This is a genomic window from Paraburkholderia eburnea (assembly GCF_002917095.1).
Lineage (GTDB): Bacteria > Pseudomonadota > Gammaproteobacteria > Burkholderiales > Burkholderiaceae > Paraburkholderia > Paraburkholderia eburnea.
In genome coordinates, this window is record NZ_PQGA01000003.1 from 244373 (window position 1) to 259078 (window position 14706).

Sequence of the window (14706 nt, forward strand, 5' to 3'; positions counted from 1 at the left end):
GTTTCATCGAGCCGGTCACGCCACCTCGCGGCAGTGGAATCCGTGCGGCACGCTACCGGTGTAGCGAGAGCAAACTCGCCCAGCGTCCGGCACCGGACAGACGCCGCTCAGGAATGAGCCCATACATGAGCAGTTCGATCAAAGCTCGCCCATAGCGACAGAAACGCGCTGGCGGGCGCCCACGAGCTCACCTTGGAGAACACCATGAAATTCAACACCCCCCTCTTTGCGCAGGGACGCTTACCTGCAGGCGCAGCAGGATTCTTTCTCGCGATAACGGCATTCGCCAGCCCCGCAGGCGCTGCGGCACCCGCGCAGAATCCGGCGCCAGCACATGTGATGACCGTGGCGGCCCACGACTCGATTGACGCACGCATCAACAGCCTTCACAACAGGCTTCAGATCAACGGGGCGCAGGAAGCGCTCTGGCAAAAAGTCGCGCAGGTCATGCGCGACAACACGGACACGATGCGCGCGCTTAGAGAGACCCGCATGAGCCAAATGAGCAGCATGAACGCCGTGGACGATCTCAAGTCCTACGGTCAAGCCGCCGACGCGCACGCGGAAGGCATCAGAAAGCTCACGCCCGTCTTCCAGACGCTGTACGACAGCATGTCCGACGAGCAGAAAAAGAACGCCGATCTGATCTTCCGGACCGATCACCACCATCCCGCGAAGAAGGGCTGATCACGGGCCACCCGCATTGGGCGCGGCTCGAAGCAGCGTAGTACGTCGGTTCGGGCCGCAGACAGGAGAACATGATGAGAAGCACGGAAAGACGAACCGCGTGCAAGGGTTCGATAAAGAGCAGGATCGCGATGGCATCGGCTATTGCGTTAGCCGTTAGCGGCGTGTTCGTTGCGCCCGCACAGGGCGCCAATAACAATCGTCACGAGGAACAGCACACGACCAATGGCGGGAATCACCACGAGCAGGGACATCAGGCCGCTCACCGGGATCAACACTATCAGCACGATGCCCGGCGCTATGGCGACGGCTACGGCCGTCAGGACTACGTCTACTCTCCTCCGCCCGTTGTCTATGCGCCTGATGAGTCGCCAGGCATCAGCCTGTTCCTGCCGATTCAGCTTCGCTAGCAGGAAAGGCACGTAACCGGGGCAAACCGCGCGGTTGCGACATAAGTGCCAGTACCGGTGACAGTGGCGGGCTTCGATGTGGGTACGAACCACACCCGCCCGCCGGTCATTGTTGCGTTGACCGGCTCCGAGACAGGCACAGACGACGTTTTCGGCCATTTGTTAAAACATGCCATAGTGTGCGCTATCGGAGCGGGAACTATAATTCAAGGCGACGAACCGGCTTGACATCCGGTATCGCTGCAATGACCACAGCGCGCAGTATTCAGGCAGGACTTTGAGGAGCGGCACATGGCGAACGGGCATCAGCCGAAAGACAACCATCTGCTTTCCGTTTTGCCGGACGCCGAGTGGGCGCGTCTTTCACCTCACCTGGTTCGCCTCGATATGCCCTTGGGGCAGGTGGTCTATGAATCCGGCGACCGGCTCGATCATGTCTATTTCCCCACTACGTCGATCGTCTCACTGCTCTACGTGATGGAAGATGGCTCCTCCGCCGAGATTGCGATTGTGGGCAACGAAGGGCTCATCGGTATCGCACTCTTCATGGGCGGAGAGACCATGCCCAACCGCGCAATCGTGCAAAGTGCGGGCGCGGCATACCGGCTCGATGCAAGGATTCTGAAAGAGGAGTTTCACCGGGCCGGCCCGGTCCAGCGGCTATTGCTGCGCTATACCCAGGCATTGATCACACAGATGGCTCAAACGGCCGTTTGCAACCGTCACCATTCGATCGACCAGCAGTTATGCCGCTGGCTGCTGCTTAGCATCGACCGCCTGCCGTCGAACGAACTGAAGATGACGCAGGAACTGATTGCCAACATGCTGGGGGTGCGCCGATCCGGGGTCACCGAAGCGGCGTTGAAACTGCAGGATGCGGGACTGATTCGCTACAGCCATGGTCACATCGAAGTGCTGGATCGCCCCGGACTCGAAAAGCGCGTATGCGAGTGCTACGCCGTAGTACGGCGGGAATTCGACCGACTGCTGCCCGACCTCAAAGCGCTATAAACGACGCGTCCCGAAGCCCCCACCAAGAGATGTAAAACGCGTCTGTGCCTGGCTGTACCGTCGAGGCGTCCCGCCCTTCTCTTGCCGCGCCCGGTCCTCCTCCAGCGTTCTATTTGCCCACCTGGTTGCCAACCACACCGCCGACGGCAGCACCTCCCACCGTACCCAGCGCCGAGCCGCCAGTCAGGACTGCGCCCCCTACTGCGCCGACGCCCGCTCCGACTACGGTATCTGTGCCTCTATGGGACATATCACCGCAACCGGTCGCGGCAAGCGCGACAGCCAGCACGAACATGTCGATCACTGTTCGAATGCGTTTCATCGTGACACCCCTCGTTCGCCGATACGGCGATGCGGCCCGACCCGTTCGACAGAACCCAACGATGCAAAACTTCGTTGTACGCCGCAGCCGAAATCATCGTAGCGGAAAGACATTCTCGACGCGGTCCGCCAGCGTACAGAAACCCGGGCGCAGCCCGGAAAATGGCTAACGACGCTTCCTGGCGCTGTTTAAGCAGACGGCAATCGCGACATCGCTCAGCTCGGCTCACGTGAAAGGTTCGAGGCAGTCCCACGCCGTACGGTAGCGTGCAGACATGCAAAATCGGCCATCCCATACTTGAAGCGGGTTATTAAACAGTGCCTTGGGGGGGACGATGCAGCATTATCAATTCGAAGAGGACCTTACGCATCTCGAACAGATCATTCCGCAACTGATCAAAGGAAATCCGCTCGGACTTTCGTATTGGCGCCGTCGTGTCACTGCTTTGGCGGTGTATCAGGGTCTGGTGCCAGATGGAACGAGCCGTGTGACCCGGTTAATCAGGTTATTTGAAGAAATCGAACGCACGACGACATGAGGTTCACCAGCCGATACCCGGCACGCTCGTGATCGCCAGGCATGAACGTTGATTCGGTCACGTCAACTGCAAAACAGCAGTTGCGCAAAGCGCATGGCGATAATGGAAACGCTGAGGCAATAACAGGGCGTACACTCGAAATACGCTCAATCCCCGGATCCGTATCATGACCGACGCTACCCCCCAAAGCACCTTTCGCGGTCTTCCCTTGACTGCGGAGCAAGACGCCGAAGTCAGGCACTACATAAAGACGAAAAAGCAGCACGGGGCACCGTGGGACACCCCCGAGCTGGAGGCCATGCTCAAAGACATGCTGGAGCCGCCGGGCGACGACGATGAAGGACCCGGTGCCATCGCCGACGAAACAAAGGCGGCTACGGAACGCGCGACAGCGTCCGTCGACGAAGCCATGGAACCCATTGAGGCCAGCGAAGAGCGGAATGCCGCAATGGAAACCGAAGGCATGAAGGGACCAAGGCGTTGAAATTGCCCCCGCGTGTCCGGATCCTGGCCACATGCCTTGCATCACGTCCAGAAAATACGCTTGCCGGATATGACGAAGCAATCGCCAAACGCATTGCCCGAATTCAAATAATCGTCTGGTTAATCTGCGCCGCTTGAGCCGCTTGAGCCGCTTGCGAGGCAACCGGCAACAGCCCCCGATCCTGGTCCTTCCGGCTTGCCAAGCGTCACCGTCACACTATGACGCTCGCCGTCGTCCAGCAGTTTCACGGTCGATTTGCCCTCGGCGAGGCTCAGGCCGTCCACGACGATGCCGCTCACGCCACGGCTCACGCCATCCGGATTCGTCACCACGATGTCGTACCGTGTACGGCCACAGCGGAATATCGCCGTGAAGCCAGGCCACGCTCGTGGTACACAGGGATCGATCGACAATGCGTCACCGTGCTTGCGAATGCCGAGCACACCTTCGATGCCCGCTCGATACATCCATCCCGCCGATCCCGTGTACCACGTCCATCCGCCTCGCCCCACGTGTGGCGCAACCGAGTAAACGTCGGCGGCAACAACGTAAGGCTCAACCTTGTAGCGGTTCACACCGCTTCGAGTACGACTGCGATTGACCGGGTTCAGCATGGCGAAGAGTTCCGCCGCGCGATCGCCGTCGCCCATGCCGGCGAAGGCCAGCATCGACCACATCGCGGCATGCGTGTACTGGCCGCCGTTCTCCCGAACTCCAGGCGGATAGCCCTTTATATATCCGGGATCAAGCACCGTACGATCGAACGGCGGGGTGAACAGCAACGCGAGGCCGTCTTCGCGGCGAATCAATTGCCTGTCGAGAGCGGCCATCGCCTCTTTAGCCCGTCCTGCGTCGGCGGCGCCTGACAACACGCTCCAGGACTGCGCGATCGCATCGATCGAGCATTCGTCGTTGCTGATCGAACCGAGCGGCGTACCGTCGTCAAAGTAGCCGCGCCGGTACCATGCGCCATCCCATCCTGCGCTTTCGAGCGCGCCTCTTAACGCTTCGGCGCGCGCGCGCCAGCGATCCGCGCGCGCATTGTCGTCGCGTGCCCGCGCGAGTGGCGCAAAAGCCGTCAGCGTGGCGTACAGAAACCAGCCGAGCCAGACGCTTTCACCTCGCCCCGCCTCACCCACGCGGTTCATACCGTCGTTCCAGTCGCCTGTCCCGATCAGCGGCAGACCGTGCGCGCCGAACAGTTCGAGCGTTTGTTCCAGCGCCAGCACGCAATGCTCGAACAACGTCACACTGGTCTCCGATACTCCCGGCACAAAGTAAGCGTCGTGCTCGCCGTCAGCCAGCGATCGCCCTTCGAGAAAAGGCAACGTTACGTCGAGAATAGCGGCGTCGCCGCTCACGTCGATATACTGCGCAACCGCATGAGCAAGCCACACGCGATCATCCGAGATATGGGTGCGCACGCCATCGCCGGCCTGAGGCAGCCACCAGTGCTGCACGTCGCCTTCCGGGAACTGTCGTGCCGCCGCCCGCAGCAGATGCTCGCGGGTCAGCGCCGGGCGCGCGACGGCAAGCGCCATGACGTCCTGGAGCTGATCGCGAAAGCCGTACGCCCCGCTCGCCTGGTAAAAGCCCGCGCGTGCCCAGAGGCGGCAGGCGAGCGTCTGGTACAGCAGCCATCGGTTGAGCATCAGGTCCATCGACCGGTCGGGTGTGACGACCTGGACCGCTCCGAGCGTGTCATCCCAGAACGCCGTGACGGCAGCCAATAACGCGTCGAGGTCGGCTTCGCGATAGCGGACGATCAGTTCCCGCGCGATATCGAGCCCGGCGGCTTCGCCGAGCAGAAACACCACTGTCGCGACGCCGCCGGGTTCGAGTTCGATGGTGTTTTGCAACGCCGCACACGGGTCGAGTCCAGCGCCGACCTTTCCCGCCAGCGGCAAGACACCCGCGAGCCCGGCAGGATCGCTCAAGCTCCCGTTACGCCCGATGAATTCGCGCCTGTCCGCGCTCCACGCTGTCTGCTGGCCGCCCAGATCCGCGAAGGCCACGCGGCCGCGATAAGCCTGGGACCAGCCGTTACGCGCCAGCATCGCGCCGGTGGCCGCATCGATCTCGCTGATCGTGTGCGGCGCGGCGACGCTGCGCGATGCGCCCAGTGACCACTCCACATACGCCGTCACCGAAAGGCGACGTGTGCGGGCGGACAGGTTGTGCAACGTCAACCGGGATATCTTGATCGGGTCCTCCAGCGGCACGAATTGAAGCAGGTCGAGCGCAATATCGTTGGACGTATGCGTAAAGCGGCTGTAGCCCTGGCCGTGACGGGCAACGTAGGGCGCGGCTTCGGGGCCGCTGTCGCGCACGGGGTTCGCCTGCGGTCCCCACAGCGCGCCCGTATCGTCGTCGCGGACATAGAACGCCTCGGCGGGTGGATCGCTGACAGGATCGTTCGACCATGGCGTCAGTTGATGCTCCCGGCTATTCGACGTCCACGTATAGCCGCTGCCTTCGGCCGACACGAGAAAACCGCAAACCGGATTGGCGATCACGTTGACCCACGGCATCGGCGTGCATTGGCCAGGCCCCAGCACGATCACATATTCGCGGCCATCGTCCGCAAAGCCGCCGAGACCGTTGAAGCACTCGAGGCCGCCACCGATCGACACGCTCCTTGCAGGCGTCGTTGCCTCCTCCTGCGCAGGCAGTCGCCTCGCACGCGGCGGGAGGGTCGCGGGCGGCACCGCCAGTCGCCTCAACTGGTCGAGCAAACGCCCGTTGCGCGCCGCCAGTACGGCGCGTGCGACGACCGGAAAGATTGCGCGCGCATCGCCCGACATCAGGTCGGCACGCAGCACGAAAATTTCGCCGCGCGACGTGCCGCCGGGCTGAGACCGCCGCCCCGAGCGAACCAGGGTTTCAAGTGCGCCCTGCAAATCCTGCACGTACGACGCCGCGCGCTCGTTGACGATGACGAGATCGACTGCCAGCCGCTTCATGCGCCAGTACTCATGGGCATGCACCAGTTGCTGCACGAGCGCCATGTGCTCGATGTCGTCGATGCGCACCAGCAGGATCGGCAGATCGCCGGATACACCGTGCGCCCAAAGTGGCGCGGCGCCCACGCCACCGGCCGCGGACACTTCCGCCGCCCCGCGCACCAGCGCAACGGAGGTGGGCCGCATCGACGGATCGCTGTACAGCATGCATCCGGCCATCCGCTGGTACAGTGCGGCCTCGTCGGCACTGACACCGTGATGGCGCAACTGCACTTGTGCCTGCGTCCACGCAAGCATCGCTGCACGCGCGAACGAGGCGCCATCGCGATGTTTGTCCACCAGGTCGAGCAAGCTCGCGCGCGAATCCGCGACGATGGTCCAGAACGCGACGCTTGCGGTCGTCCCCGGCGCGATGCGCAAACGCCGGCGCATCGCGAAGGCCGCATCGAGCACCACGCCCGCGGAGTTGGCCAGCGGCCGGTCTTCGGCGAGGCTCCGCGGTGAGCGCACGTGCCGTCCGCGCCCGACAAAGCGGGCGCGGTCGGTTTCAAATTCGATAGCGCCCAGCGCCTCGCCTTCGACGACCGAAATATGGGCCGCCCACAGTTCCGGTTCGGTTTCGGCGCGGCGTCTTCGCGTCGCGAGAATCGCCCCCAGCTCGGGTAGATACTCCGTCTCGACGAACAGTTTGCTGAATGCCGGATGCGCCTGATCGGCCGCCGGTGTCGCGAGCACGATTTCCGCGTACGAAGTGAACTCTATCGTACGGGCACGGGACCCCGCATTGGCCACGGACACCCGGCGCACTTCGGCGTCGTCTTCGGCGGAGACGATGACGTCGAGTGACGTGGTGAGCGTGCCGTCGCACCGGACGAACTCCGCACGATCTTCGGTGAACGTCACCGCGTAACTATCCGGCACCACGCCGGCAGGTTGCCACGCAGCCGACCAGAATTCGCCGCTTTCGACATCGCGCAGATAGAGATAGCTGCCCCAGTCGTCGCGCGTCGCATCCTCACGCCAGCGGGTGATCGCCAGATCGCTCCAGCGGCTATACCCGGAACCGGCGGCCGTCAGCATGACGGCGTAACGCCCGTTGCTGAGCAGATGCGTGGCAGGCGAGAGATCGTTCGCTGACAGAAGGCGCCGGGCGATAGCGGGCTCGACGCCGCGGATCGGCCCGCTGCCGCGATCTTCGCCGACCCGCAGATGCGCCACCGCTACCGTGCCCGGCATACGCTCCTGCAGCAATAGCTCGGTCGCCCGGATGGCGGGCTGCGCATGGAAGTACGAGCGGATGCGCCCGCCCAGCAACGCGTTAGCCAGCGAAACGATCGACATCCCCTGATGATGCGCCATGAAGGCCCGCACGATCGCCACCTGCTGCCCCTCGGGCACGCGCGCGGGCGTGTAGTCGAGCGCCTCGTAAAAGCCGAAGCGCCCGTATGCGCCCGCCGCGCCCAGACGTTCGAGATTACGGGTCGCCGCCGCCGGCGCCACCATTGCAGCGAGTGCGGTCGCATAGGGGGCAATCACGGCGTCCTGACCGAGACCGCGCTTGAGGCCGAGGTCCGGAATGCCGAAGCTCGAATACTGATAAGTGAATTCGACATCCCGTGCGTTGTAGGCCGATTCGGAGATGCCCCACGGCAGGCCGAGCATGGCGCCATAGCCGATCTGCCGGCGCACGACGAGGCCGTTGGTCCGTGCGATCAGGCTGCTGGCGGGTGCACACATCACCAGCGACGGCATCAGATATTCGAACATCGAACCCGACCACGACACGAGCGCGGCACCACCCGCCACCGGGATCGCGACACGCCCCAGGCGGAACCAGTGGCGCGCGGGAATATCGCCTTTCGCGATCGCGACAAAACTCGCCAGCCGGGCTTCGGACGCGAGCAGATCGTAGCTGCTTGCGTCGAGCCGGCCGTCAGCAACGGCATAACCGATCGACAGCAGATTGCGCACAGGGTCGAGCAGGAAGCCGAACTCCATCGCGTTGGCCATCTGCAGCGCGGTCTCGGTCAGCGCGGTCAGACGTTCGCCCAGAGCCGCCCACTCTTGCGGCGAGCAGGCGGCGTCCCGGCAGTGACTGCGGATCGCGCGTTCCAGCGCGTCGGTCCAGAACAGCACGTCGGCATTCCGGTTGTCCTGCGCTGACGGATCCTCGTCGACGAGCGCGCGCGCAATGTCGGCCACGGTGGCAGCAAGCGCCTCGACTGCAGGCCACGACGGCGCGGCAGGTGGCTCGCCGCCCAGCGCCGCCTGCAGCGCGGCCACCGACTGATCGAAGTCCGTATGCAGGGCCGCCTGGTTGCCACTACCGGTATTTCCATCGCGGGGGTGCCCGCGCACGGCGTCGAGCAATAACGCCAGGCTGTCGCCGATGCCGGCAAAGGCCACGCACGGGTCCGCATCGGCTGGCTGGCGAGTCCACACGCGACACGCGTTACCGAGCGCAATCAGATGACCCGCGAGATTACCGCTATCGACAGACGAGACATACTTTGGGTCGAGCGGACGCAGGTCCTGGGTGTCGTACCAGTTGTAGAAATGCCCACGGTAACGCGGCATCCGCTGCATCGTGGCAAGCGTCGCCGCGAGGCGCTCAGCGGTCTCGAGCGTGCCGGCCCAGCCGAACTCGCGGGCGCTGACTGTTGCGAGCAGATAGAGCCCCAGGTTGGTCGGCGACGTGCGATGGGCGATGACGGGTCGTGGATCTTCCTGAAAATTGTCCGGCGGCAGCATCTGGTCCGCCGCCGTCACGAAGGTTTCGAAATAGCGCCATGTACGGCGCGCGTAAAGACGCAGTTGTCGCGCGTCGGCGGCGGTAATGGCGAGATCGCCAGCGGGCCGCGGGGGGAGGCTCGACCACCAGGCGACGGCGGGCGCGACCAGCCACCCCAGCACGAACGGGGCCGCCACCCAGCCGCCACGGTTGCCCGTCAGGCTTGCGACCAGCGCGACCGCGCAGCCCGCGCACAGGGCGAGCCCCATTCCGCCATGCATGCGCAGGTAGGTGCGGCCGGGCGTGAGCCGGCCGCGCGCCCCCGCTTCCGCGGCCGTGGTCCATTCGAGCAGATGCCGACGACTCACCAGCAAGCGGAACAGGGTTCGCGAGATCGCGTCGCCCATCGACCAGGTCTCCTGCGCAAGAAAAATCACCACCATGCCCAAGCGCAGCAACTCGAGCCGCAAACCGGCCAGCCAGACGCCTAACACGCTACGCGCGGTCATCTTTATGTGGGCACGGCGCCAGGGCGGCATGAGCGCGCTCAAGGTCGGCAGCAGCACCGGGAACGCGAGCGTTGCCAGCACGAAGCCGGTCCACGACAACGACGCCAGCAACGGCAAGGTCCAGCCGGCCAGCAGCGCGACAAATGCCGCAGGCGCGGTGAGTGTGCGGCGCAGGTTATCCAGCATCTTCCAGCGGCCGGCGGCCTGGAGCATGCGCTCCGGGTGCCCCGACGCCGCGGTCAGCCACGGCAGCAGTTGCCAGTCACCTCGCGCCCAGCGATGCAGGCGGGCCGCCGAGACGTCATAGCGAGCCGGAAATTCTTCGACCACCTCGATGTCGGATGCCAGTCCGGCCCGCGCGAAGATGCCTTCGAACAGATCGTGACTGAGCATGGTGTTATCGGGAACGCGGCCGGCCAGAGCCGCCTCGAAAGCATCGACATCGTAGATCCCCTTACCCGCGTATGAGCCCTCGTCGAGCAGGTCCTGATAGACATCGGAGACGGCCGCCACATACGGATCGATTCCGCTTGGACTCGACGACACGCGCTGAAACAGCGAGCCTTCCGCGCCCACCGGCAACGAAGGCGTCACGCGCGGCTGCAACACGCCATAGCCGTCGACGATGCGCTGACTCGCGCGATCGAATACAGGGCGATTGAGCGGATGGGCCATTTTTCCGATCAGCCTGCGTACCGTGTCGCGCGGCAAACGCGTGTCGGCATCGAGCGTGATCACGTAGCGCACGTCAGGCGGAAAGACCGGCGGTCGTCCGTCGATGGCGACAAACGAGGTATCCAGCGCGCCGCGCAGCAGCCGGTTCAGTTCGTGCAGTTTGCCGCGCTTGCGTTCCCATCCCATCCATACGCCCTCCTCCTCGTTCCAGGTGCGGCGCCGATGCAGCAACAGGAAACGTTCGCTGTCTGCCGTGCCAGGATACCGCTGGTTCAGCGCCGCGATGCCCGCCGCCGCAGCGGCTAGCAGGTCGTTATCAGCCTCGGTTTGCGCCATCTGAGCGTCGGTCCAGTCGGACAGCAACACGTAGTACACCTCACCTTCGGGGCTCGCCAGGTGGCAAATCTCGAGCCGTTCGATCTGCTCCGCCAGCACCTCCGGCGTAGTGAGCAACGTGGGCACGGCGACAACGGTGCGCAAGGCAATGGGGATTCCGTCAAGCAGCGCCAGACCGGGAAGGACGATCGCGTTGACATCGCGCATGACGCCACGATTGACGAGCGCCACCGTGAGATCCATCGCGGGCAGGAACCCGACCAGAACCAGACCGATCCCCATGCGCGGAACAGGTGCGAGACCGGCCAGCAATACGAGCATGCCGGCCAGAAGCAGCACGGCCAGCAGGAGGATGCGACCGATATAACCGCCAAGGCCGGCGCGACGCGTGAAGCGGTGAAGCCAGACCGCCACCGGCGGCCGGTACCCGATTCCGGCCTCCAGTGCACGCCGCCCGCCCGAGAGCAGGTGATAGCCCGGATCAGCTTCCCGGTCGTGCATCGTGCTGTCAGATGGTTCACAGCCGGGTTCACTGCCGGGTTCACTGCCGGGTTCACTGCCTGGCTCGCTGCCTCGTTCGCACGTATTCGCCGCGGCAGCCTGTGCCGCCGCAACGGCCCGCTGTGCGATGTCCAGTTCGCTCACCGACGAACCGCGCGCGAGCGTCTCGATGGCACCGCGATACAGGTTACGGGTCGCAAAATCCATTTCGACGAAACGGGGATGCGTGCGCAGCACTTCGTCGACCGGGCTGACGCGCTCGAACAGTTCAGTCCAGTCCACATCCGAGATCAACCGCATGCTGGTAATGACGTTGCGCACCGTCACGCTGGCGGCGCCCTGCTGCTGATGAACGTCGGCCACAATCTGGTCGGCCGTGGTGTGCTGCACGGCGAGGCGCTCATGCAGCCACATGACTGCGGGCGTGACCTCGGGGTCCTGGTCATGCAGTCGCTGGATCAACTGCACGGCAAACGTATCGCGCAGCGCCGAGCGTCCATAGCGCGCGATAAGTGCGCCGACCGGCTCCGGGCTTTGTCCGCCTACGCCGAGAATGCGGTCAGCCATCGCATCGGCATCGAGACGCGCCGTCCGACCGTGATCGATCTGGTGCGCGAGGCGCCGCAGATTTTCGATCAGCACGATACGCAGCGTGATTGCCACGGCCCAGAGTTCACTGATCGTCAACGGCTGAACCGTCTGGTAGGCATGGACGAACCGGCACAGCAGATCCGGATCGAAGCGGCTGTCGGTGTGCGCGACGAATGCCCAGGCAAGACCGAACACGCGCGGATAGCCTGCAAACGGCCCCTCGCTGAGTTTGGGCAACTGCCGGTAGTAACTCGGCGGCAGGTCGTCGCGTATCTTGCGAACCTGTTCGTCGACCAGGTAGTAGTTGTCCAGCAGCCATTCCGCTGCCGGCGTGATCGCCTCATCATTCGCTGCTGCCGTTACCGTCGCTTCATACGCCCGCACCAGGTAGCGCGCGTTGTCCTTGAGTCGTGCGGCGAGCGAACCGCCCGAAGCAGACCCCGGTGCAATTTTCTGTGTGGCGGCAAGGCTGCGGGCATGTTGCGCCAACCGTTCTTCGCCGAAGAGTTCCTCGCGGACTGGCTCGTTACTGTCCCAGGGAGGAGGCGCGGTGCGGCCCCGCAGGATGCGCGAGAAAACGGACATCAAGGCGCCTTTTTGAATGGGGACAGGGGATACAGTCCGGACCGCTTCATCAACGACCAATGTGCATCTGTCAGAAATGGCATAAGACCTCCTTCTGTCGACTGGTTTACCGCTCTCATGCACGCGGAAACCGACTGCTCTTCGTGATCGGAAGTCAGGACGACGGCACTGCATCTAGTTTCGCGTCACGTCCTTTCGTTGCAGCACCGTCGGACACGTCATGCGCTCGAAGCGCCGCGTTGGCCGCCACCAGCAGCGTCGCGTTCTGCTCAAACAGCGCTGTATCGAGTTCGTCAAACGTCTTCAGCAGCCTCTTTCGACCCGCCTTCGTCCCAGCCCTGCTGTCTTCCACCGCGACCGCTTCCTTCCTCAGGCGTTTGACGAGCTTCGCAGCACATCGACTGTCCAGCGACTGATCGGCAACCAGCGCCTGGATGTGACTTGCCAGTTCGACGAGCGCCGACTCGGTAGATTGAGTCCTGTCGAGTTCCGCGTCAGTGTGTTTCCTGCTCATGATGATTCTCCAAGGTCGATTCATGACACCCATCCCGGGCGCGGGGCATGTCATATGCGTCGGTTCATAAATGGTCCAAAGCCGGGCTGTATCCCTTCCCTATACGCCGTCATTTGTGGCCGCCTGTGCCTCAAGCGTGCTGTCGACCATTGCCCGCGCCTCGTCGACAATGCGTGTCAGGTGGTCCTCGCCGCGAAAACTTTCCGCATAGATCTTGTAGATATCCTCCGTGCCTGACGGGCGCGCCGCAAACCATCCGCTTTTCGTGACCACCTTGATGCCCCCAATGGCCACGCCATTGCCTGGCGCGCGGTCGAGCACCTGCTCGATTTTTTCACCCGCAAGGTCAGTGTGAGGAAACTGCGCGCGCGAGAGGCGGGCCAGCACCGCGCGTTGCGGCGCCGTCGCCGCCGCCTGTACGCGACGTTCGACCGGCTCGCCCAGCTGCTGGGTCAGATCCCGATAGCGTTCCGCGGGATCGCGGCCTGTCCGGATCGTGATTTCGGCTGCAAGCAAAGCGGGCACGATACCGTCCTTGTCGGTACTCCACGCCGTACCGTCGAGCCGCAGGCAACTGGCGCCCGCGCTTTCCTCACCGGCGAAACCCAGCGACCCGTCTAGCAGGCCATCGATAAACCATTTGAAGCCGACCGGCACTTCGTAAAGCGGTCGGCCGATTTTTTCAGCCACCCGATCGATCATCTGGCTGCTGACGATGGTCTTGCCCACCGCGGCCTGAGCGCGCCACATCGGGCGATATGCGTACAGATAGTGAACGAGGACCGCGAGATAGTGATTCGGCGGCAGCAATCCCTCTTGCCGGGTGACGACACCGTGGCGATCGTGATCGGTGTCGCACGCGAAGGCCACGTCGAAGCGATCCTTCCGGTTGATCAGTGTTTGCATCGCATACGGCGACGACGGATCCATGCGAATCCGCCCATCCCAGTCGACGCTCATGAAGCGGAAAGTCGGATCGACCTCGTCGTTGACCACGGCGAGATTCAGGCCATAGCGCTCGGCAATCGGCGCCCAGTAGTGCACACCCGCACCGCCAAGCGGATCGACGCCGAGGCGGATCGGCGCGCCGCGCACCACATCCATGTCGATGACGTTGACGAGATCGCCGACATAAGCGTTGAGGAAATCATGCCGATGCGTCGTCGTTGCGCGCAGCGCTTTCGGCAAATACATGCGCAGCACACCGTCGAGCCTGCTTTCGAGCAGTCCGTTCGCGGCGCTTTCGATCCAGCCGGTCACCGTCTCGTCGGCCGGCCCGCCGCTCGGCGGGTTGTATTTGAAACCGCCGCTTTCCGGCGGATTGTGCGACGGCGTGATGACGATGCCGTCTGCGAAACCCCCAGTGCGGCCGCGATTGTAGGTAAGGATGGCATGCGACACCGCGGGCGTGGGCGTGTATTCGCCGTTTTGCGCGATCATGACGTCGACACTGTTGGCGGCCAGCACCTCCAGTGCGCTCGCGTAAGCGGGTTCAGACAGGGCATGCGTGTCGATGCCGATAAAGAGCGGGCCATCGATACCCTGCTGCTTCCGGTAGTGGCAGATGGCCTGCGTAATCGCGAGCACATGCCACTCGTTGAAGCTGCGCACAAATGCTGAGCCGCGATGCCCAGACGTGCCGAACGCGACCCGTTGCGCCGGGATCGCTGGGTCCGGCTTGTCGGTGTAGTACGCCGTGACAAGCCGCGGGACGTTGACCAGCATCGCATGGGGCGCCTGCTTGCCGGCGAGCGGACTAAGGTTCATCGCGGTCTCCATGGGCAATCGCAATTCACGAGAGCAACGCCTGCAAACGACAGGAACGCCGGATTAACGCACAGGCCGCACT

The 14706-nt window shown here is 63.7% G+C and carries 9 protein-coding genes; 5 read left to right on the forward strand and 4 right to left on the reverse strand.

Annotation, left to right across the window (positions count from 1 at the left end):
* Positions 1 to 192 precede the first annotated feature (192 nt).
* The 3 genes from B0G62_RS09115 (at position 193) to B0G62_RS09125 (ending at position 2108) form a co-directional block, all read left to right on the forward strand.
* A complete protein-coding gene (locus B0G62_RS09115; protein ID WP_244193166.1) occupies positions 193 to 687 on the forward strand; it encodes a Spy/CpxP family protein refolding chaperone in 495 nt (164 codons plus the stop codon).
* A 131-nt stretch (positions 688 to 818) separates the two neighbouring features.
* The gene (locus B0G62_RS31130) at positions 819 to 1097 is read left to right on the forward strand and encodes a hypothetical protein (RefSeq protein WP_146055230.1); all 279 of its coding nucleotides are present in this window, start codon (positions 819 to 821) and stop codon (positions 1095 to 1097) included.
* Between the two features lie 291 nt (positions 1098 to 1388).
* Complete coding sequence (locus B0G62_RS09125; RefSeq protein ID WP_103703869.1) at positions 1389 to 2108, forward strand: Crp/Fnr family transcriptional regulator; 720 nt, start codon at positions 1389 to 1391, stop codon at positions 2106 to 2108.
* 109 nt (positions 2109 to 2217) lie between these two features.
* Here B0G62_RS09125 and B0G62_RS32650 read toward each other — a convergent pair whose 3' ends face one another.
* Complete coding sequence (locus tag B0G62_RS32650; protein WP_103703870.1) at positions 2218 to 2430, reverse strand: glycine zipper 2TM domain-containing protein; 213 nt, start codon at positions 2428 to 2430, stop codon at positions 2218 to 2220.
* A gap of 334 nt (positions 2431 to 2764) precedes the next feature.
* Here B0G62_RS32650 and B0G62_RS09135 point away from each other — a divergent pair, with 334 nt between their 5' ends.
* Both B0G62_RS09135 and B0G62_RS09140 read left to right on the forward strand, forming a co-directional pair.
* Complete coding sequence (locus B0G62_RS09135) at positions 2765 to 2968, forward strand: hypothetical protein (protein WP_103703871.1); 204 nt, start codon at positions 2765 to 2767, stop codon at positions 2966 to 2968.
* 166 nt (positions 2969 to 3134) lie between these two features.
* Entirely contained in the window at positions 3135 to 3452 is a 318-nt protein-coding gene (locus B0G62_RS09140; protein WP_103703872.1) for a hypothetical protein, read from the forward strand.
* 119 nt (positions 3453 to 3571) lie between these two features.
* Here the strand turns inward: B0G62_RS09140 and B0G62_RS09145 are convergent, their stop codons facing one another.
* The 3 genes from B0G62_RS09145 to pgm all read right to left on the reverse strand — a co-directional run bounded on the left by B0G62_RS09145 (position 3572) and on the right by pgm (position 14636).
* Positions 3572 to 12343 (reverse strand): GH36-type glycosyl hydrolase domain-containing protein, encoded by an 8772-nt coding sequence (locus B0G62_RS09145; RefSeq protein WP_103703873.1) that lies wholly within the window; start codon positions 12341 to 12343, stop codon positions 3572 to 3574.
* 154 nt (positions 12344 to 12497) lie between these two features.
* Positions 12498 to 12857 (reverse strand): hypothetical protein, encoded by a 360-nt coding sequence (locus B0G62_RS09150; RefSeq protein WP_181315541.1) that lies wholly within the window; start codon positions 12855 to 12857, stop codon positions 12498 to 12500.
* A 99-nt stretch (positions 12858 to 12956) separates the two neighbouring features.
* The gene (pgm, locus tag B0G62_RS09155) at positions 12957 to 14636 is read right to left on the reverse strand and encodes a phosphoglucomutase (alpha-D-glucose-1,6-bisphosphate-dependent) (RefSeq protein ID WP_244193167.1); all 1680 of its coding nucleotides are present in this window, start codon (positions 14634 to 14636) and stop codon (positions 12957 to 12959) included.
* Between the last annotated feature and the right edge of the window lie 70 nt (positions 14637 to 14706).